This window comes from Agarivorans gilvus, from assembly GCF_001420915.1.
Classification (GTDB): Bacteria; Pseudomonadota; Gammaproteobacteria; order Enterobacterales; family Celerinatantimonadaceae; genus Agarivorans; species Agarivorans gilvus.
On sequence record NZ_CP013021.1, the window covers coordinates 3099339 to 3119615 of the forward strand.

The 20277-nt window shown below is 41.9% G+C and carries 20 protein-coding genes and 1 pseudogene; 1 reads left to right on the forward strand and 20 read right to left on the reverse strand.

All coding sequences use genetic code 11. The annotated features are described in order from the left end of the window. Positions 1-106: 106 nt before the first annotated feature. From pyrI to AR383_RS14560, 3 genes are all read right to left on the reverse strand, one after another. A complete protein-coding gene (gene pyrI / locus AR383_RS14550; RefSeq protein ID WP_055733786.1) occupies positions 107-565 on the reverse strand; it encodes an aspartate carbamoyltransferase regulatory subunit in 459 nt (152 codons plus the stop codon). Positions 566-567: 2 nt separating this feature from the next. Beyond that, a complete protein-coding gene (gene pyrB, locus AR383_RS14555; RefSeq protein ID WP_055733787.1) occupies positions 568-1497 on the reverse strand; it encodes an aspartate carbamoyltransferase in 930 nt (309 codons plus the stop codon). 105 nt (positions 1498-1602) lie between these two features. After that, entirely contained in the window at positions 1603-1962 is a 360-nt protein-coding gene (locus AR383_RS14560) for a TraR/DksA family transcriptional regulator (RefSeq protein WP_055733788.1), read from the reverse strand. 305 nt (positions 1963-2267) lie between these two features. On the opposite strand from AR383_RS14560, the gene AR383_RS14565 reads away from it, so the two are divergent. Next, positions 2268-3365, forward strand: coding sequence for an extracellular solute-binding protein (locus AR383_RS14565; RefSeq protein WP_373869480.1), 1098 nt, complete (start codon positions 2268-2270; stop codon positions 3363-3365). A 60-nt stretch (positions 3366-3425) separates the two neighbouring features. Here the strand turns inward: AR383_RS14565 and AR383_RS14570 are convergent, their stop codons facing one another. From AR383_RS14570 to pckA, 17 genes and pseudogenes are all read right to left on the reverse strand, one after another. Next, complete coding sequence (locus tag AR383_RS14570) at positions 3426-3827, reverse strand: hypothetical protein (protein WP_055733790.1); 402 nt, start codon at positions 3825-3827, stop codon at positions 3426-3428. Between the two features lie 123 nt (positions 3828-3950). Continuing rightward, positions 3951-4868 (reverse strand): annotated as a pseudogene (locus AR383_RS21345) (IS5 family transposase). Positions 4869-5049: 181 nt separating this feature from the next. Further along, on the reverse strand, positions 5050-5679 hold the full coding sequence (locus AR383_RS14580; RefSeq protein WP_083481630.1) for a serine O-acetyltransferase: 630 nt from the start codon (positions 5677-5679) through the stop codon (positions 5050-5052). 67 nt (positions 5680-5746) lie between these two features. Then, complete coding sequence (locus AR383_RS14585; protein WP_055733791.1) at positions 5747-6496, reverse strand: heparin lyase I family protein; 750 nt, start codon at positions 6494-6496, stop codon at positions 5747-5749. After that, entirely contained in the window at positions 6474-7514 is a 1041-nt protein-coding gene (locus tag AR383_RS14590) for a glycosyltransferase family 4 protein (protein ID WP_055733792.1), read from the reverse strand. Before AR383_RS14590 ends, AR383_RS14585 begins: the two co-directional genes overlap by 23 nt. A gap of 3 nt (positions 7515-7517) precedes the next feature. Next, the gene (locus AR383_RS14595; protein ID WP_055733793.1) at positions 7518-8075 is read right to left on the reverse strand and encodes a serine O-acetyltransferase; all 558 of its coding nucleotides are present in this window, start codon (positions 8073-8075) and stop codon (positions 7518-7520) included. Next, entirely contained in the window at positions 8068-9168 is a 1101-nt protein-coding gene (locus AR383_RS14600) for a glycosyltransferase (protein WP_055733794.1), read from the reverse strand. Before AR383_RS14600 ends, AR383_RS14595 begins: the two co-directional genes overlap by 8 nt. Further along, positions 9152-10126, reverse strand: coding sequence for a glycosyltransferase family 2 protein (locus tag AR383_RS14605; RefSeq protein WP_055733795.1), 975 nt, complete (start codon positions 10124-10126; stop codon positions 9152-9154). The genes AR383_RS14600 and AR383_RS14605 overlap by 17 nt, the downstream gene beginning before the upstream one ends. Further along, entirely contained in the window at positions 10107-11426 is a 1320-nt protein-coding gene (locus AR383_RS14610) for an oligosaccharide flippase family protein (protein WP_055733796.1), read from the reverse strand. Before AR383_RS14610 ends, AR383_RS14605 begins: the two co-directional genes overlap by 20 nt. Further along, entirely contained in the window at positions 11419-12654 is a 1236-nt protein-coding gene (locus AR383_RS14615; RefSeq protein WP_083481631.1) for an O-antigen ligase family protein, read from the reverse strand. The genes AR383_RS14610 and AR383_RS14615 overlap by 8 nt, the downstream gene beginning before the upstream one ends. Before the next feature lie 8 nt (positions 12655-12662). Beyond that, positions 12663-13157: a glycosyltransferase gene (locus tag AR383_RS14620; protein WP_055733798.1), complete on the reverse strand. Its 495-nt coding sequence runs from the start codon at positions 13155-13157 to the stop codon at positions 12663-12665. Then, a complete protein-coding gene (locus AR383_RS14625) occupies positions 13154-13597 on the reverse strand; it encodes a glycosyltransferase family protein (RefSeq protein ID WP_055733799.1) in 444 nt (147 codons plus the stop codon). The genes AR383_RS14620 and AR383_RS14625 overlap by 4 nt, the downstream gene beginning before the upstream one ends. Before the next feature lie 10 nt (positions 13598-13607). Next, positions 13608-14459, reverse strand: a complete 852-nt coding sequence (locus tag AR383_RS14630; RefSeq protein ID WP_157051752.1) for a CpsD/CapB family tyrosine-protein kinase — start codon at positions 14457-14459, stop codon at positions 13608-13610. Between the two features lie 155 nt (positions 14460-14614). Further along, a complete protein-coding gene (locus tag AR383_RS14635) occupies positions 14615-15802 on the reverse strand; it encodes a GumC family protein (protein WP_055733801.1) in 1188 nt (395 codons plus the stop codon). Positions 15803-15826: 24 nt separating this feature from the next. Then, positions 15827-16354: a polysaccharide biosynthesis/export family protein gene (locus tag AR383_RS14640; protein WP_055733802.1), complete on the reverse strand. Its 528-nt coding sequence runs from the start codon at positions 16352-16354 to the stop codon at positions 15827-15829. A gap of 17 nt (positions 16355-16371) precedes the next feature. Next, the gene (locus AR383_RS14645; protein ID WP_055733803.1) at positions 16372-17784 is read right to left on the reverse strand and encodes an undecaprenyl-phosphate glucose phosphotransferase; all 1413 of its coding nucleotides are present in this window, start codon (positions 17782-17784) and stop codon (positions 16372-16374) included. A gap of 702 nt (positions 17785-18486) precedes the next feature. After that, positions 18487-20115, reverse strand: a complete 1629-nt coding sequence (pckA, locus tag AR383_RS14650; protein WP_055733804.1) for a phosphoenolpyruvate carboxykinase (ATP) — start codon at positions 20113-20115, stop codon at positions 18487-18489. Between the last annotated feature and the right edge of the window lie 162 nt (positions 20116-20277).

Consider the following 20277-nt stretch of genomic DNA (forward strand, 5'->3'; position numbering starts at 1 on the left):
CTTTAGCCACTGAGTTTTGCTGAGATGTAAAGCGTTGTAGACATTAGCTTAGTGCGAGTCGCCTCACCGAGCTTACATACTCCGTGAGGCTGAGTGGATGTGGCGCTTAATCGAGCTCGGAGAATAGGCTGCGATCAAAGGATTTCTCGCAGTAATGGCATTTCAATTTAATCTCTTGCTGCTGGTGGCGCACATAGAAGTTACTGTCTATGGGTTCGTTATGGCTAATGCAATTACTGTTAGGGCAAGCAAAGACCCCTTTGATTTGTTCCGGGGTAGATACATGGAATTTACGTACTACTTCGAAATCTTCAATTACATTGATGGTGGCGTTAGGCGCGAACAAGGCCAGCTGATTGGCTTGGTTCTCGTCAAATACGGTATTTTCTACCTTGATAAGATCCTTCTGTTGGCGCTCGCCACTGGGTAAGTTAAGCCCTACGGTGATTCGCTCTTGTGCCGCAGACAGTTGGAAAAACTTTAAGATTTTAATGCCTTGGCCAGCCGGAACGTGGTCGATTACCGTACCATGAGCAATCGCTTCTACCTGTAGTTTTTTCTTCATGATTAGGCTCCAAATTCGTTGGTCATTACCAGTGCCAACAGGGCTTGGCGAGCATATACACCGTTTTCCGCTTGCTCAAAGTAGTAGGCGTAAGGGGTGCTATCAACATCGGTGGTGATTTCATCCACCCGTGGCAGCGGATGAAGAATTTTTAAATTGTCTTTTACTTCGCTCAGCATACTGGCGCGCAGAATGAAGCTCGATTTCATGTGCTGATATTCGGTCTCATCGAAGCGCTCTTTTTGTACACGCGTCATGTATAAAATATCTAGCTCGCCAACCACCTCTTCAATGCTGTCATGCAAGCTGTAGTTGATATTACGCTCATTCAGCTCTTCGATGATGTAGTCAGGCATCGCCAAGGCGCTTGGTGCAATGAAGTAGAACTCACAGCCAAACAAAGATAAGGCTTGGGTGAGAGAGTGAACCGTGCGGCCGTATTTTAAATCACCCACAAAGGCGACTTTTAGGCCTTCTAGCGAGCCTTGGGTTTCGTAGATGGTAAATAAATCTAACAAGGTTTGGGTAGGGTGTTGGTTAGAACCATCGCCGCCGTTAATCACCGGCACCGAAGAGAACTCGCTAGCCAACCTAGCAGCGCCTTCTTGCGGATGGCGCATAAAAAATGCGTCGCTGTAAGAAGATATCACTTTTACAGAGTCGACTAAGGTTTCGCCTTTTTTCCCTAAAGAGGTGTTCGCTCCATCGGCAAAGCCGATCACGCTGCCGCCTAAACGTTGTACTGCGGTTTCAAAAGACAAACGGGTACGGGTAGAGGCCTCAAAAAAACAGCTGGCAACCACTTTATTTTTCAGTAATTCAGGGCGGGGTTGTTGTTTAATACTCTGGGCGGTATCGACAATTAACTCTAGCTCCTGACGAGAAAAATCAGGGATGGAGATAATGTGCTTTTGATAAAGCGGGTTGTTCATGCTCGCTGATCCTAATCCGATGTGAAATCGGAGTGGAATTATAGCAGCGAGCAAGCCTAGTGAATATGATCTTAATAAGGAATACTAAGATTATTTATCAGTAGATTAAGCGTATTGACTATTTTTACGCTCTCGGTAATCTTGGCAGTCGATGCAGTAGCGAGATTCCGGCCGCGCGTTAAGGCGTGCAGCGCTAATGTCTTCGCCACAAGCTTCACAAAAACCATAGTCTTTATCTTCAATACGGCGCAGTGCGTCTTTAATGCTTTTCACATGGGCAAGATCATGTTGACGACGATTAAGCTGCAGTTGTTGAGACTCTTCTTGGTTGGCCCGGTCTACGTCATCGCCTAACTCGCTCTTATCTTTAATCAGATGATCGTCTTGTTCTAGGCGTTGTTGAATTTCACTGAGTTGTTGGCTCAATTGCTGACGTATGGTCTCGATTTGTTGGTCGCTAATCATTGTTTTTTAGGTCTTCCTTCCTGTTGTGTTAAGCGCTCTCTGTTCAGCTATGGCGCGGTTTATTGCCTTAAATTCAGGCTAATCGTCAATTTTAACGAGGAGTAAAGCCTTTTCAAAGGCCTTTTTTGGATAATTGTTAGCCAGCTAGCACTTGGGTTTCAGTTAATTACCCGTTACTATCTCGCGACGTTTTTTACTGACCAAAAGTCGTGTTTTGTCGGTCGAAAAACGTGACTTAAACTAAACTGAATATTTAACTATCACCGTGGTGAGTGAATCATCACCCGATATTGAGGATTGCATGAGTGAATAGAATAAACATGGCGCTAGTAAGCTTATTAGCCTTAAGCACTAGCGGAGTAATAGCTCAAGAAGAGAAAGTACTTAATGTTTACAATTGGACTGAGTACATCGCAGAAGACACTATTTCTGAGTTTGAAAAAGAAACCGGAATTAAGGTGATTTACGATGTATTTGATTCCAACGAAGTATTAGAAGCCAAACTACTTTCGGGTAGTACGGGTTTTGATATTGTTTCACCCTCTCACGATTTTTATGCGCGGCAAATTACCGCTGGGGTTTACCAAAAGCTAGACCGCAGTAAGCTGACTAACTGGGATAACCTTGACCCTAAGTTATTAGCGACCTTAGAAAATTACGACCCAGGTAATCAATACGGCATTCCTTATATGTGGGGAACCACCGGTATTGGTTATAACGTTAACAAAGTAAAAGAAATTCTGGGTGAAGACGCCGACTTAAACTCTTGGTCTTTAGTGTTTGACCCCGCTATCGTTAGCCAACTAAGCCAATGTGGCGTGGCCTTTTTGGATGCGCCTAGCGAAGTAGTGGCGGCGATGCTCAATTACATGGGTAAAAATCCCAACAGCAGCAAGCCTGGCGACTATCAAGGTGAAATTGAAGACTTGATGGAGCAATTGCGTCCCCATGTTCGCTACTTCCATAGCTCGCAGTACATTAATGACTTAGCCAGCGGTGATATCTGTGTGGCGATTGGTTGGTCGGGTGATGTATTGATGGCGGGTGACCGTGCGGCCGAGGCCGATAATGGTGTTGAGCTAGAATACATTATTCCTAAAGAGGGCGCCGGTGTTTGGTTTGATATGTTTGCCATTCCTAAAGATGCTAAACATCCTGAGAATGCGCATGCCTTTATTAACTACATTCTTCGCCCCGAAGTGATTGCCAAGGTGACCGACTATGTTTGGTACGCTAATCCTAATACTAAAGCGACGGCGCTAATTGACCCAGAAATCGCTGCTCACGAAGGCATTTACCCTAGCGAAGAAGCGGCAGAGCATCTTTACGGCTTTATGAGCATTCCACCACGAGTAGAACGTGTACGCACCCGTTTGTGGACTAAGTTTAAAACGGGTAGATAAGTTAACTTTCAGTGATAAAAATGCCGATGATTCATCGGCATTTTTTTTTCAGCCCTGGGCTTAAGGTATTTGACGACGACGCTGTTGATAATGTGCCCATAGGCTGGCAATAATAAATGAGCTAGTTAAGCCAAAGTAGTTAATCAGTAAGTCAGATAAATCAAAATCTCTAGTCGGTAGCGCGATTTGCGCTAGCTCATCGAGGGTGAAGATGACATAAAGTAAGTAATAAAGCCTTGGTAGACCGAGCCAACACTTGGCTCTGAAACTTGGCCAATAAGCCCATTGCAGAAGGGTGGCCACCATAAATGCGCTAAGCCAATGGATGACCCCGTCGCCACCCGCAAAATGTTCGATGTTTTGTAGCTCACTATCATAGATACTCGCTGACTTCATTATGCTGGTGATTAAAGGCAGCAGGCATAGAACAATAACAATGGCTCTTAGATGTTTGTCTTTCACTCGGAAAATTCCTATTGGTTGCTGCGAGTCTTCATCATTTTTTTACCTGCGGAGACTTACCATTAAAGGCCTTGTTGATCAATTCAGTGCAACGAACGCAGTAACCTCAAGGCGTTTTCCTCTTTATTCAGCTAGCTGACGAGCAGGCATACCTAGCCTGCTCATTTTGTTCAACGCGCACACTCCGGCCATGATTTCACCGACTTGGGCGTTGTAACAACGTAGACTCAACTTGTCGCTAAGCAGTTGTTTGAAACGATACATCGCCGTCTCCGATAGTGAACGAAGATGGTAAGCATTGTCCCGTTTCCAGTTTTCCAACTCACCTTACTTCAAGGCTTTTACTGCAACGTTCCGTGGGTGACCCGCTTCCCACATACCTGCATTCTTGCGTGGAGGGATTAGTGCAACAGCCTTCTTACGTTGTACTTCTTGATAGCTCTGCCGTGTGTCATAGGCACCATCAGCGCTTACTGCTTTCACTTTGCGCCGCAGCGGTCTCAACAAGGTGGGTAACACTTCACTATCGTGAACCCAGTCCATCGAGACCTCAGCACTCACTATCTGATGGCTCTGGGCATCTACTGCCATATGCAGTTTTCGCCAGACTCGACGCTTTTCAGCGCCGTGTTTACGCACCTTCCACTCTCCTTCGCCAAACACCTTAAGACCTGTAGCATCGATAACGAGGTGAGCCGCTTGACCTTGGCTAGGTAGGCGATAGTTGACTTCAACAGTCTTTGCTCGCTTGCTTATACAACTGTAATCGGGAGATTTTAAGTCGACCTTGAGCAGGCGAAACAATGAGTTGATGAAGCCTTCAAGAGCACGCAGTGGTAACTTGAATACGCCTTTAATCATCAGCGTAGTTGCGATAGCGGTGTCACTGTAAGTTTGGCTGCGCCCTCGACGACCACTGCGCTCAGTGTTATTCCATAGTTCTATGGCTTTCTCATCCATCCAGAAGGTCAATGAGCCGCGTTGCTTCAGTGCACTGTTGTACAGCTTCCAGTTGGTGATGTTGCCTTTCGCTTTACCCATGTTTGGTGACCCGACAGATATAGATACTGATCAGATCCGCGACTGCTGAGTTAGTTCAATCTGATTTAGGAAACAACGCCACCATTAAATACTAAACGACTGAAAGGGCGTTTCTTGATTCTTTATCGAATTTTATATTTTTAACATTGTTTATATTTTGATTCTGGAAATTATGGTGATTTTATTTTTTTAGATAGATATTGTATTCAGGATGAAGCTTAAAAAACTCTTTAGTTTTTGACTTGTTTGCTGAAACGCATATAGCTTCTGTACCTGTGTTTTTTATTATTTTTGAAGGTATTCCTGCAACAGTTGAGTTGTTAATTATATCTTTATTAACTACAGCGTTTGCTGCAATCTGAACCTCGTTTCCTACGGTTATAGCTCCAAATAACTTTGCTCCAGGTCCTATCCAAACATTGTCACCTATTTGTGGAACTAACGTGTCTCCATTTTCAGAATTATTGGAGCCAATATTAACGCCCTGGTGAATGTCACACCACATACCAACTTTTGCTGCTCCGTTTACAATGATATTACCATAATGGTTGATTCTTAGTCCGGGACCAAAGACATTACTAGGAATATGAAATCCTAGTTTTAGTGCTAGTCTATGTTTTTTAATCTGAAATATGCGAAGCTTTATTTTATTAAGTATTGATGGTTTTATGTTTTTGTAATATTCAACATGTCTTAGCGCAATTTGAAATTTCCATATTTCATCTGTTATTCCAGGCCTTTTTTTCTTTATTCCTAGTGCGAATTTATCTGCTGCCAAGAAGTAGTTTAATTCATTCTTGTTTTTTATCATGTCGTTTTCTTTTTTAATGTGTTGATAGCTGTAATTTGGTTTTTGTTTGGTGAGTGATTTTTATAACCTAGTTGGTGATGTTTATATTTGTTATCTTTATTTCTTTTATGCTTATAGTGTTTTTTGATGTTGTGTTTCTGTTTCTGTACTGGCCTATTTTAAAATAGTGTTGATAGTGGTTTAACATATTTCTTTCTATGATTTTAGGATGGCAATTTCCATCTATACAATACGTGACTTCTCCTGTTTCTTCTGTGCTCCACTTTATATTAAAGGCAATATCATACCAACGGTATGTTTCTATTTCTTGCCAGTAATAGAAATTTCCATTAATGAGTAGCGCAATACCCAACAGGTCACTTTTTGACTTTAATGCTAGAGATACTGGTGGAGAGTTTGATGGGAAGTTAATCCATGTTTCACCAAGGTTTCTATCGGGTTGATCGTGCCATTGAGCGAATAGCCACCAATAAAAACTTAAATTTTGATCAAAGCCTTCTTCGAAACGGATTTGAAAACGATATTCCAATTCATCTTCTTCCAAATAGGGGTTGTTAAACACCAATTCTGATCTAATACCATTATAGATCTCAGCTGTATCTTCCTCTAAAGTCATGCTGACATAATTATCGTGAATAAACAGGCTCTCATTAGGAGCTGCTTCAATGGAAAAATACTGGCTATGTTGTAGTGCATCTATAGTACTTAACACTTGCTGTTTTACTTGTGGGTCTTTGGCTAACGGCGGCGGTGCTGCGGCGTTAGTCTTAATACATAGGGTCAGTAAAAACAGACTAACTAGAGTATAAATTTTCATAGACAGCTCCTAAGTTGGGTAATACTTTTTCCGGCGTGTAGTCTTGATAGATTACAAATGCACGCTCGGATAATTGCCGCTGTAGTGAAGGGCTGGCTAACAATTGCGACAATTTTTGGCTTAAGCTTTCTATATCTCCTGGTGCATACAATAAGGCTGAGTCGCGGTCTTTCAATACTTCAGGAATTGCTCCTACCGTAGTGCTTACAATGGGGAGTTTGTAAGCCATTGCTTCAAGAATTACCATGGGTAACCCTTCGTTATAAGAGGGCAGCACGAGGGCTGTACAAGATTTTAGAAGTTGCTGTTTTTGCTCTGTATCAATCCAGCCGTGCATAACTATTTTATCGTCAATACCTAATTGAGCGATTAAATCAGTAAACGCCTGCTGTTTGTCGCCTGCACCACAGATATGTAGGGTGAAGCTTTTATCAGTTAAAGCAGCACAAGCATGCGCTAAATCAAAAATTCCTTTTCGATCAATTAATGCACCAAGAAATAATAGATCTTTAGTTTTACGCTCAATTGCTATTGAAGGGCGCACCTTTATGTAGTTTGGAATCACTGTGGCCGATACGCCTGAGATTGACTTAATATAATCTGCCCATCCTTGCGATAATACGACAAATTGGTCACAGTGCCGAACTAACCAGCGGATCCAATATTGAGTGAAGCGACTAGAGTGTTGATAAAAGTCTTTGAACTCACTGCCATGTAAATGGATGATCGTTTTCGCGCCACAAGCTTTTGCTAAAAGTAAGCAGATTAGCTTTCGCCAAAAACTACCCTTGTATGACATGTGGGCGTGAACAATTGAAAATTTAGTCGATAGGAGTTGAAATACGATTTTACTACAAGCCATAGGGAAGCGGAGGGCGTCTTTCCATTTGTTATCGCCGTGGTGGGTAGCAATACGTATATGTTGAACATTTGTTGCATAAAAACCATCTTCTTCGTAAGCCTTTATCACCGAGTCGATGCCACCCTGTTGCTTGGTTCCTAAACTTATTATTTTCATGATTTATTCCTCACTGTAGGGGTGCTCTATATAGTCGCGACTTCCTTTAGTCGAAACTAACTTCCCTGGGTTTCCGACCACCACACCACTCTCAGGCACATCTTTTGTTACTACTGCATTGCTGCCGATAATGGCGTTATTTGCGATGGTTATAGCGCCAAGAACAGAGGCTCCTGGGCCAATATAAACGTTGTCGCCAATTATTGGATAAGCCCCAAGGCGGCCACCAATTGTTACGTTATGCGTGATGGTGACATTCTTGCCTATGATGGCTTTGGCTCCGAAGGTGGTTCCAAATACATGTCGAATACAAAAACCAGGACCAATGGTGGCGCGATAATTTATATCCGAGACTAAACTGCGTTTTTGGTACATGAACATCAGCTTAGGTAACCAACGTATTATCGGTTTCTTATCCCAATGTGCTGCGAGTCTTAGCCAAAAAGTAAATCGGAAGCCCTTTTCCTTAAAATAAGCCATCACCGCCAGTTTGAGGTTTGCCTCTCCGTAGTAGCGGTATAGGTCGCTATATATTATCTGTTTGACACTGAGTCTACCCATGGCAGAGTCTCGTCATTTTTTGCCAGTATTTTTCTGCCACTATATCTACCGAAAATTGTTGAGCTCGGGCTATGCGACTATGGCTACTAGCAATGGGGTGTTGTAGTTGTTTGACGATATTATTGGCCAAGTGTTGGTAGTTTCCTACCGGAGAGAGTAAGCCAAATTCACCAGCCTTGAGGATCTCGGAAGGGCCATAGTTACAATCGGTACTCACCACTGGTAATCCAAAATTGAGAGCTTCAATTATTACATTGCCAAAGCCTTCAAAGGCAGAAGACAGTACAAATAAGTCAGCTTGTTGGTAGAACGTTTCGGGGGTATTTGAATAACCGACAAACTCAACATCGTGGTCTAGTTGTAGTTCAACTACCAATTTATCTAAGCTTAGTTTGTAGGCCTCGTCGAGTACACCGCCTACAATGACCAATTTACTATCTTGTTGTTGTCTGACTAAGGCAAAAGCTTTGAGGAGCGTTTCGTAATCTTTTTGCGCGGTAATTCTACCCATGGCAAGTATTGTTTTGGTTGTAGAGCGTTTGCTAGTCCTTTGCTTTGGTTTAGTTGGAAAAGTTCTGACCGGGTTGTGTATCACATCAATGGGAACCTTGTTTCCCAGCAGCTTGCGCACTTCTTGCTCCAAACCTTCAGAGACACAGACTACGGCATCGGCCAAGCGATACATAAACGCAACAAAGCAATAAAGTTTGGCTTTACGTAGCCAATTTGCTCGTTTCATCTGTTCATACAATGATAAGTGTTCGGTGACTAGTACTGGCACTCTGCTGGCGGCGATCTTTTTTGATAATAAGCATGCAACGTTGGTATCAGGATAGGCAGATATCACGAGATTACATGGCTGCTTTTTAAGGTAGTGAGCAAATGCCAAAATAGAGCGCTTGGTATCACGGGCATTAAGGGTATCAACTTGAAAACCTGCTTTACGGGCGTTTTCAATGTTGTCACCGTCTAGCCGGTCTACCACAAATATGATTTCTGCTTGATAGGTTTGTTGGAAATAACGAGCAATGGTGAGAAATACTTGTTCTGCTCCACCAAATCCTAACTTTGAAATTCTAAACACGATCCGCATCGACTTTTCCTTTTAAGCGTTGGAAAAACATAAATGGGTAAGGAAGTAAAAGAATTAGCTTTCTACGCATTCCAAGGCGTGATTCTGTGAGTAAGCGAAGGCCTATCAGGTTCGCATCTAATATAATTTTAAGAGGTATGCGGAAGCTATCTCCTAACTCTAAGGCGCAACGGTAAATAGCGTAAAAAACACCGCTTTTATAAAGTGTATTGCTGTAGCTTTTTGACTTTGGGATTGAACAATAGAAAGCGACTAAATGTTCCAAATAATCAGGTTTTACATTTAGTGTAGCGCCAGACTCATTAAGCCGGTAGGCATAGATGGCCTGGTTTATATGATAAATTGATTGCGCTTTTTGGTACGCTGTGGGGATAACCATCATATCTTCGCAAAAACGCACGCCCGCTGGGAAAAAGTTCTCGCAGAGCAAATTCCGCTTAAATACCCGCAGCCACGGATACCAGATAGAGCGGAGCATGATGGTGTTTATCACTGAGCTAAGTGGCATTAAGCCAAACTGTTGGTGTACAAAAATATCATCGTTTTGTATTTTCCCGTTTTTTAAGAACTTAAAACCAAACTCAATAATATCTGGCTGTTTTGTTTCGATCGCGTCCATGATGGTTGGTAGATAGTCTTCTAGAACTTTGTCGTCAGCGTCGATGAAACCAATGTAAGCTCCTTTTGCTGTCTTTATGCCAATATTTCTCGCGACGCTCACGCCTTGGTTAACTTGGTTGAGGAGCTTAAATTGAGAGGTTTTGAAATACTCAGGAAAATGAGTTTCAAGTAACTCATGCCCCTTATCTGTGGAACCATCGTTGACAAATATTATCTCTACAGCTTTATCTTGTAATTGCTGGGTGAGAGAATCGGCTAATTCCAATATATATTCTTTGGCATTATATAGTGGAATGATCAATGACAATTGAACATGCTCACTTGCTAGATAGGACATAGACCACCTTTTTGTAAGAGCTGATTGGTTTTAGTATTAGGTCTTTCAGCCCAACAACGGCTAACCAAAAAATAGAGCGCGTTTCTTTAAATACGCCATATAACAATAAATCTGCGCAGGCGAAGGAGAGTAGCGATACTAAAGCCGCTCCTTTTACACCAAAGATAGGGATGCATATAATATTGGCGGCAATACTGATAGCTGCGGCGATCAGTGATTTACTCAATTCGTACTTGGTTAATTGGTTTACTACTAATAAGCGACTATATAATGCGGCAGGAATAATAAATACCCATTTCCAAACTAAAATTTTTAATATCTCACTGGACTGAGAAAATTGCTCACCATAGAGCGTATTTACAATGGGGTCAGCTAAAAGAAACACCACTAATGCTAAAACTAGTGAGCAGGCTGATATTAACTGGCTAAGACCCGATAAAAAGTTTTGATAGTCATGCTCATTTTGTTGTTGCTTCCTAACTAATATATTAAAAAAGCTGAGAGTTAGAATGTTACCTACAAAAATAAACTGAGCCACTAACTTGGCTGCTGCTGAGTAAAGGCCAACACTCTTATCATCTAGCAAGGTTGAAATAATCAGAATGTCAGCTTGAGTAAACAAGGGGAATAGGGCTGAGGCTAATAAAATTGGCATTGCCGGTTTAAGCATTGATTTTATTTTATTAATACACAATTTAAACTGTCCTTCACCCTGCCCTTGACGAAGAAATGTAATGGCTAATAACAAGGTTTGCAGTAAAGCTTGTAGCGGCAAAAAGTATATAACCCATTGATATTCCAATCCTAAAAACAGAGCCAAGAGCATATAGAATAGAGCGAAGAACCTTGAGGTTATGGCTGCCCAAGCAATAAATTTAGGTAAGTTTACGGCTTGGAAGTAGAGCCTAAATATTGTGGCTCGAGTGAAATAAGTGTTGAGGGATACAGCAAATATAATAACTAAAACATCTGACGCTAAGAACTGCTCGCGCATGATATATACAGCCAGAAGCAGCAAAGGCAGATACATGCACCAGCCAATAGATTGTAGAATGAAGCAGGAAAATATGGTATCTCGCTGGGGCTTTTTAGCTAGCTCATGCAAAATGATATTGTCTAAGCCCAACACGACTAAAAATATAAGTAGTTCGCTGGTGGCTTGAACTTGACTCAGCTTACCTAAGCTTTCGGGGCCAAAATAACGCGCGACTAAAATAACGCTTAATAAACCAAAAGCGATTCGACTAAAATATTCTATTGCATGCCAAAGCATATTTTTTAAATTAATTGATTTAGCCAAGATTTTCCCCCTCGCTAAAAACTAATTTTGTAGAGAAAACGGAGGTTTCCACTGAGCTAGGTGGATTAGTCATGCTAAAAATAGCTAGTAAAAACATTAGCCAAAGTACATTGGTAGAAATCAATAAGGTTGATTCAGTAACATTGTGGCCTATGGTAAACAAGAAAATAGCAACGAAAGGCGCTAGCTCCGATCTCGACGGGTGGCGTAGTGCCAGTAGAAAGCAGTGAATAAACAAAAATAGGGTAAGGCCTAGGCCAACAAAGCCTGTCGAGACTAAAATGTCCACATAGCCGCCGTCGCTAGAAACGATTTGTTCAACCCAAAGAGGGGCTGATTCAACTAGTTCTGTGTAATAAATTTCAGAATTTTCACTTCCAACCCAAACGGCTTCAAAACCTAAACCATAATTTAGTTGTTCTTCTGCGTGTAACAACATGGTTGACCAAAGCTTACCTCGTCCTGTGAGCAGATCTTCATCAAGTTGGTAGTATACGTAGTTGAGTAACTCTTCTTGGTGGGTGCTTAAATATATGACTACGGTTAGCCCAATAGTTTGGCAGAACATATAAAAAAATAGCTGGCTTTTGGGGTCCTCCGTTGTACTGCTTAAAGTAAATAGCCAAGTAAGTAGTAAACACAAAATAAAGAGAACTAATGAAGTTTTTGAGTTAGTGGCAAGGAGCAGACTAAAGCTTAAACAGAATAACAACCACTTAAATTTTGTTTTATAAGAAAAAAATAACAATATTGAGCTAATAGCCATGACCAGACCAATATTATTTTTACTGTAGTAAAAACTTGTTAATCCTCTACTAGAAAATGCTGAGTTAGGGTGAGTAAGGATATAAACAAGGTTTATTATTATGGCTAAGATAGCAGCATTAATTAGTATTTTTTTGGTCTTTTCTGTGCCTAAACTTTCAACCAAGCTAAAACACATGATTAACATGAGTATTTGAATAAATACAGCCATAATCGTTTCTTCAGGCCATCTAGACCAGTATTGGCTTAATAAACACCAGCCAAGGAGAAGTAGTAGAGGCCACAGTTTTAAGCTGTTTTTTATGAGTGTTGTTAATTTGTGCCTACAGTTGTACACACCGATAATGAGCAGGATCAGCAGTGTTTTTCGATTGAACAGATTATTTCCTAGCATAGAAAAGCTAAGCAATATGGTGGTTATGCCATTTGTTACTATCGGGAGGTAATGATTAAATTTATTCATTTAACTGCCTAGCTAGCAACAAATTCACTAACAAAGTTGATTAGTGACTTTCTATCGTTGCTCTCTTGCTCACTAGCAGGGATGAGCTGGTCACGATTATCTAATAATTCAAAGAGTTGTTGATCGTTTTCCGCTATGTAAACTCCGGGATAGCTTGCGAATTGCTTGGCCGTTGCCAGTTGATGATCATTACGGTGTTCACCCTTGGCGAATAAACGCGGCATAATAATAAGCGGCTTTTGAAACTCTTGAGCTGTGAGTATTGAGCCCATGCCCGCGTGCGCAACTAATAACGAAGCCTGCTCGACTTTTTGTTTATATTCGTTAGGACTAAGAAATAGTTTAAAATCGAAGTGCTTAGCTTGATATTCGCCTTCACCTAGTTGTGCAAATACCTCCGTGTTATCGCTATTTTTTTTAGCCCATTCGTCCATTGCTTTCGCTAAACGGTCAAAAGGCAATTGAGTCCCTGTTGTAACGAATACGTAGGATTTATTCATCATACTACCGCTCCATGGAATTCGACATTTTTATCGCTTAGATGCTGCCATTGAGATAGAGTTTTATGTGCAATTTTTTTTGATAAGTTTCCGCACATTGATAGCTTTTCTCCATTGGCAATGCTATCGATCCAAAGGGTTTTGGCTCCTATTAGCCGACCAAGTAAAATACACATCAGGCCCGGAGCGGCTCCTGTAGATACAATATGACTAGGCCTCTGTTTTATAATGAGTTTACTGACTTTCCAAAAAAGTATTAACACTTGCCAAGGTTTGTCTCGGTTTGCGTCAATCAATAAGTAATGATTATTTATATTATTTTGTTCAGCCAGTCCCTTACCCGTTGTAACGTAAATAGTGGATTCACAAGGAAACGCAGATGCTAGTTTCATCATTTGTTTCCAATGGCCTCCTGCCGATGCAACCGCTAATATTTTTCCCATACTGATTTCCTTATGCTTGACCGGTTTGATAGTCATAGCCATAGCCGTACCCAACATTATATTGTCGTTGTTTTTTGAGTATTTGATTGAGTACCACACCGCTAACCGGGATTTTATGTTGTGTTAAGCGTGAGAGGGCTTGATGTACTTTCATCACCGGTGTTGAGTTGGTTTTGATAACAAAAAGAGCGCTATTTACATGTTGGCCAATAAGTAAGCTATCGGATACCGGGCCGATTGGAGAGCTATCAATAATAATGTGGTCATAGCGCTGCTCTAGTTTCTTAAGTAAAAGGCCAAATCGAGGAGAGGCTAAGAACTCTTGTGGGTTGTGGGTAACTAGTCCCGCAGGGATTAATGCAAGCCCCGACTCTGTATGATTGATAATCAGTTCATCTAAATTTATATCCATAACGATTAAATTTGATAGTCCGGGTTGAGAGGGCTTTAAGCCAAATGCTTTACCAATATTGGGATTCCTAAGATCTGCATCAATGAGTAACACTTTTTTTAGCTTGCTCATTGAAAGCGCTAAACTAATGGATAGCGATGTTTTACCCTCGCCAGAAAATGAAGAGGTTATTAGTATTCTTTTTTGTTGCTCTTCTGGTGTAAGAATCAGTGCGGTTCTTAAATCTTTTACTGCTTCGTTAAATTGAGGCTGTTGATTAAAGCCAGAAATAGTTGTACTCCAGTTTGTTAGCTGTAGGCTCTTAGGGGGTACTTTGGGCACTAAACCTATAGGATTGACCTCTAAATGCTGCTGTACATCTCCGGCATGACGAAAGTGAGAATAAAATAGATCTCGGGTAAAGAAACATATTGCGGCACAAAACATGCCTATTATCGAAAATACCGCCACCCATTTCTTTTTATTTGGTCCACTCGGTAATTTAGGCGCGATTGCATAATCGACAAACCGAGCAACGGCAGCAGTAAGACCCTGTGTAGCGGAAGTTTCCTTTTGTCTTGTCAGAAATAAATTATATAGTTTGCGGTTACTGGCTAACTCTTCTGTTAAAGCTTGGTAGCGAGCTCTTTTTTAGTGAATTCTTGGAATTCTGACTTTTTATTCTCAAGTTCTCTTTTTAAGGTTATTTCTTGCTGTTTGGTACTATTTAGTTCGTTTTCTATTCCTTGGGCTAAGGTGCTAATAATTTGCTTGGCTTTTTGGTTTAAAGCTTGGAGTTGCGCCTTAGCTTGAATAAGTTTGTCGTGCTTGGGACCATAACGTTTCGATAATTCGGAAACGTATTTTTCGGTCTCTAGCTGAGACACTCTAATGTCTCGTACTTGCGGGTGATTAGAAATGGCGGGAATTGTTGACAATTGGTCTACCGACACATTCTTATTGACTTTCAGCAGCTGATCAATTGATGCAGCGGCTATGCGGCGATTACGTACTTCCGCTAATTGCTCTGTTAGTCTGGTTAACTCAGCGTTGAGTAAGCTGTCAATGCCACTCGAATCCACTAATTTTTCGGACTCTAAAAAGTCAGCTAATTTAGTCTCAGAGAGGGTTACGGCGGAATTTAGCTCTGCCACCTTATCTGACAGCCAAAAGTAGGCCTGTTGAGTTACTTTTGTTTGAACATCTAGGCTTGATTCGATATATGCCTGACCAAGTGTATTTACTATATCGGCGGCTAACTGTGGAGTGCTTGCTTGATAGCTAATTACGACTAATTGGGTTTTTCTAATGGGGGAAATAGTAAGATTGCTTTGCAATTGTTTTACTAGATCTTGATTATCTGACTCTGGCTCATTAGTGGTTGATGAATATGATGGCTCTTCTAGGCCAAAAAAGGTGAGTAACTGACTTTTTAGTGCTTTAGCTTTATTTACAATGAGAACGATCCCTTCGGGATAAGATGGAGCCAAGAACGCAGGTGAATGTTTAAGATCTAATTTGTCGATAACTTTTTCTGCCAGCGCTCTTGATTTTAATAATTCAAATTGCGTTAAGTAATATTCTTTTTTGTTAGTATCAAAGTCGTATGCATCTTTAATTGAAACTGCTTTATTTGCTTGCGCTTCAATAAGTAAAGTTGCATTGGCACTGTATTGGACCGGTAAGGTTCTAGCGAGTAGGTAGCTTAAGGCACCTACTATAAAACCCACTAGGACAACATAATGACTGCGTTTTAACAGTACAGTCAAATAGACGCTTAGGTTTAGTGGTGCTTGCTCTGAAGCCTTTGTCATAGCCTTCACTCCTTTGATGATTTTTTAGAAAAAGCTTGCTTTAACGATGATAATATCGCCTGGGCCAACAATGGCTTTTAAGTCTTTTTCTTCACTTTGGCTTGGCTTAGATGCCCTTACCATCACTTTATTTTTGGTGGCTCGTTCGGTAAAACCGCCTGCTAGCGCGATGGCTTTTTCTACGGTTAAGCCGGGTTGAAAAGCATATCCTCCGGGCTTAGCTACTTCACCGTTCACATAGATCATGCGATATTGAACAACGTTTACTGATACCTTAGGGTCGATCAGGTAGTCATCTTCCAGTCCTTGGGTGATGGTTTGTTGCAGCTGCTCTGCTGTTTGCCCGAGAACTTCTAATTTACCCAGGTAGGGATACTCGATTTGCCCACTAGACGAAACCAGATATTCCATGGATAAATCTTCTTCGTTATAAACGTTGATGCGGATGGTATCGCCAGCGCCAAGTTTATAATTGCTGTTGGCATGGCTAGTTGCGCTATAAAGCATTAAAAATACTAGGGCAACCGAAAGTAGCTTGGTTAAATGTTGCATATTGACCTCTGTTGCTCTTAATAAGCGGCTTTGTTAACGAAGCCTTTGAAAATAGTCAGAAAAACAATTTTTACGTCCATCCATAGACTCCACGCTTGAATGTATTCAAGGTCGTAGGCGATGCGCCGCTCCATTTTGTCTAAGGTGTCGGTTTCGCCGCGACAGCCATTGATTTGTGCCCAGCCGGTAATGCCCGGTTTGACCTTATGCCGTAGCATGTAGCGGTCAACGACATGGCGATATTCTTCATTGTGCGCCACTGCATGTGGGCGAGGTCCAACGATCGACATGGAGCCCATTAAGACATTAAAAAACTGTGGTAGCTCGTCTAGAGAGGTGCGGCGTATAAAGGCGCCGAAGCGAGTCACTCTAGGGTCGTTCTGGGTGGCTTGAGTCACTTTGCCGCCATTTTCCATCACCTTCATTGAGCGAAACTTCCATACGCGGATCCGTTTTCCATCTAAACCGTAGCGGTCTTGTTTAAATATCACTGGGCCAGCAGAGCTGAGCTTCACACCTAAGCCTACCGCCAATAGCAGCGGGCTAATTAAGGTGATGATGACACTGGCCAAGAAGATGTCTTGAAGGCGTTTGACCATCACGCTGGTAAAACCGCGAAAGGGGCTATCAAATACACTGACGGTTTGAATGTTACCTAGGCTGCTCCAACGAGAGTGAATCAAGTTGTAAGTGAAAAAGTCGGGTACGATAAAAGTGGTACAGGTGGTATCGGATAGTTGTTTCAGGTAACTGCTAATACGGCTCTTAGCATGCATCGGCAGGGCAATGTAGACATGATCAACCTTGGCGCGCTTGGCTAATTCCAGGGCTTGATACACCGGGCGTACTTTGCCGCTATATTGCGTATCATCACTTAAACGCAGCGCATCTCTATCATCAAAAAAGCCTTTAAAGACAATGCCTAAATCGGCATTTTCGGTGAGCTCTTTTTGTAAGCGCAAGCCTGTTTCTGAAACGCCGATGATGATGGCTTTACGGGTGTTATAGCCGGTTTTTCTGAGTAAACCGAGGATTTCTCTAAATACGATGCGCCATACAATCAATAGCATTGGGGTGATGACTAACCAACCAGCAAATACGATTCTTGAATAGTTATCTGAAGCCTTCAGAAAGTAATTTATGGCTAAGATTACCGCTGCCGTAACCAACCAAACGCTGAGCGTGGTATTGGCCTGCTGTTTCACTGACGCTATTCGCCAAGAGCGATATAAGGTAAAAGATTCGGCGACGATCAGATAAACGATGCCTAGGCCAATAGCGAGCTGTTGGAAATCACTATCGACGTGCCCCGTTCTCCACCAAGCAAGCATGACTAAGGTTGAGAAAATTATCACCAGATCAGTTATTCGATAAACTATAGCTAGCTCAAATTCGTGACTACGTACCATTCCATTGTTTTCATTGCCCATAACATGCTTCCTTACCGTGGGGCCACCCCTTGTCGGCGTTATACAATTAACACGAACTAAATGAGATATTCGCTAGGTCGATAGCGGTATCTGCATCCAGAAGTTAATTTAAGTTGCAGCTAAGCGTTTGTAGCTTTGCCGGCACTACATAGCTAGCAATAAGCAAAGGTGGTCATACAGCAATAGTCTTTGCTGTTTAAACCTTTGTTCATTTCTAGATTTATGAGTAAAAACGTCACTTGTAACTGAGCAATCATTAGGCCAAAAGTGTTAACCTTGTCACATTTTTGTTAAGTTGTTGATTTGTATGTATTAATTTTTAGGGTGGAAGAGTTTTCAGAGAAGAGTAGTTTTTTATTCTGTAAATTAATTCGACAGGCTTTGTTTTAATTACTTAACTGTAACTTTTATTACATTCTAGCTTCTGCATTAAAGCTGGTATTTAACGCTTAGTAGGCTTGAATTGTTGTAGGAGTGTTAAATTTTTTAACTACTGCTTAGTTAATATATAGAGCATTGGTTTTTTTGCGGAGTTGTAAAGACTACTGACAGCGATTTAAACGTGATAGTCAAATATATAAGAGGCTAAGTGTTTAATATGTAATATAAAAACATGTTAGGTGCTGCTGCTGACTCGCCTAGTGAGTGTTGATAACAAAAAGCCAGCCCTAGAGTGGGGCTGGCTTTTTATATTAGCTTGGTCTATTCACCAAGTTGTGGGCCCGCTGCAACCAAGGCTTTGCCTTCGGCATTGTCGGTGTATTTGGCGAAGTTTTTAATGAAACGTTGCGCCAAATCATCGGCTTTGCTTTCCCATTGTAATGGATCTTGGTAGGTATCTCGTGGATCCAAAATTTCGGGGTCGGCGCCTGGTAGACTGGTGGGGATCTCTAAATTAAAGATTGGCAATTGTTTAGTTTCTTGCTTCTCAATAGAGCCATCGAGAATCGAATCAATAATCGCCCGAGTATCTTGAATAGAGATGCGCTTGCCGGTGCCATTCCAACCAGTGTTCACCAAATAGGCTTCAGCGCCTGCGGCTTCCATACGTTTCACCAATACTTCGGCATACTTGGTGGGGTGCAGAGTAAGGAAAGCTGCGCCGAAACAGGCCGAGAAGGTTGGAGTAGGTTCGGTAATACCTCGCTCAGTACCCGCCAATTTGGCGGTAAAGCCTGATAAGAAGTGATATTTGGTTTGTTCAGGTGTCAATTTCGCCACTGGAGGTAATACCCCAAACGCATCAGCGGTTAAGAAAATAACCTTCTTAGCATGGCCCGCTTTAGAGACCGGTTTAACGATATTCTCGATGTGGTAAATGGGGTAAGACACCCGTGTATTCTCGGTTTTTGAACCGTCGTCATAGTCTACACTGCCATCGTTTCGCACGGTCACGTTTTCTAACAAGGCGTCACGCTTGATTGCGTTGTAGATATCGGGCTCGGCTTCTTGGCTTAGTTTAATGGTTTTGGCGTAGCAGCCACCTTCGAAGTTGAATACACCTTCATCATCCCAGCCATGTTCGTCGTCACCAATTAACTTGCGTTTAGGATCGGTTGATAAGGTAGTTTTGCCGGTACCAGACAAGCCGAAGAAAATAGCGGTATCGCCGTCTTCGCCAACGTTGGCTGAACAGTGCATAGAAGCAATATCGTTAAGCGGTAAGTAGTAGTTCATCATGGCGAACATACCTTTCTTCATTTCGCCGCCGTACCAGGTTCCGCCAATTACCTGCATTTTTTCTGTCATGTTGAACACAGTGAAGTTTTCTGAGTTTAAACCGTGTTCTTCCCATTTAGGGTTGGTAGTTTTTGAGCCGTTCATCACGACAAAGTCTGGCTCATAATCTTCTAGTTCTTCAGGGCTAGGGCGAATGAACATATTGGTCACGAAGTGAGCCTGCCAAGCTACTTCCATAATGAAACGTACTTTCAAGCGAGTATCGGGGTTGGCTCCACAAAAGGTATCAACCACAAATAGGCGTTTACCGGAAAGCTGGTCGGTGACGGTTTTTTTGAGGTCGGCCCAAACCGCGGGACTAATCGGTTTGTTATCGTTTTTCGCTTGTTCCGATGTCCACCACATACTGTCGCGGGTGGTATCGTCTAGTACGATATATTTATCTTTGGGTGAGCGTCCGGTAAAAATACCAGTATCAACAGCAACAGCACCAGATTTGGTAACGACACCACGTTCGTAGCCTGTGAGTTCGGGGCGGGTTTCTTCTTTATAGAGAACTTCATAAGAGGGGTTGTACACCACTTTCGACACATCTTTGATGCCGTATTGAGCCAGGTCGATAACCTGATCTTTTTCTGCAACGTCAAGCATAGCAGTCTCCTGTAGGTAGAGAGGTAAGATTGTATTGTTTTATTATTGGTGTTGGTTTCGATTCTATCCCTTCAGTGGTAGCAAAAAGAGAGGGGGGTCAAATTACCAGCACTTTTTTTATGGTTATTGGAGTTGTATTTAGGAAATGCGATTTACACCGCA

Coding starts and splice junctions, on each gene's coding strand:
- pyrI (WP_055733786.1), bottom strand. CDS start 565: ATGAAGAAAAAACTACAGGTAGAAGCGATTGCTCATGGTACGGTAATC.
- pyrB (WP_055733787.1), bottom strand. CDS start 1,497: ATGAACAACCCGCTTTATCAAAAGCACATTATCTCCATCCCTGATTTT.
- AR383_RS14560 (WP_055733788.1), bottom strand. CDS start 1,962: ATGATTAGCGACCAACAAATCGAGACCATACGTCAGCAATTGAGCCAA.
- AR383_RS14580 (WP_083481630.1), bottom strand. CDS start 5,679: ATGATAAAAAACAAGAATGAATTAAACTACTTCTTGGCAGCAGATAAA.
- AR383_RS14585 (WP_055733791.1), bottom strand. CDS start 6,496: ATGAAAATTTATACTCTAGTTAGTCTGTTTTTACTGACCCTATGTATT.
- AR383_RS14590 (WP_055733792.1), bottom strand. CDS start 7,514: ATGAAAATAATAAGTTTAGGAACCAAGCAACAGGGTGGCATCGACTCG.
- AR383_RS14595 (WP_055733793.1), bottom strand. CDS start 8,075: ATGGGTAGACTCAGTGTCAAACAGATAATATATAGCGACCTATACCGC.
- AR383_RS14600 (WP_055733794.1), bottom strand. CDS start 9,168: ATGCGGATCGTGTTTAGAATTTCAAAGTTAGGATTTGGTGGAGCAGAA.
- AR383_RS14605 (WP_055733795.1), bottom strand. CDS start 10,126: ATGTCCTATCTAGCAAGTGAGCATGTTCAATTGTCATTGATCATTCCA.
- AR383_RS14615 (WP_083481631.1), bottom strand. CDS start 12,654: ATGAATAAATTTAATCATTACCTCCCGATAGTAACAAATGGCATAACC.
- AR383_RS14620 (WP_055733798.1), bottom strand. CDS start 13,157: ATGATGAATAAATCCTACGTATTCGTTACAACAGGGACTCAATTGCCT.
- AR383_RS14625 (WP_055733799.1), bottom strand. CDS start 13,597: ATGGGAAAAATATTAGCGGTTGCATCGGCAGGAGGCCATTGGAAACAA.
- AR383_RS14635 (WP_055733801.1), bottom strand. CDS start 15,802: ATGACAAAGGCTTCAGAGCAAGCACCACTAAACCTAAGCGTCTATTTG.
- AR383_RS14640 (WP_055733802.1), bottom strand. CDS start 16,354: ATGCAACATTTAACCAAGCTACTTTCGGTTGCCCTAGTATTTTTAATG.
- AR383_RS14645 (WP_055733803.1), bottom strand. CDS start 17,784: ATGGGCAATGAAAACAATGGAATGGTACGTAGTCACGAATTTGAGCTA.
- pckA (WP_055733804.1), bottom strand. CDS start 20,115: ATGCTTGACGTTGCAGAAAAAGATCAGGTTATCGACCTGGCTCAATAC.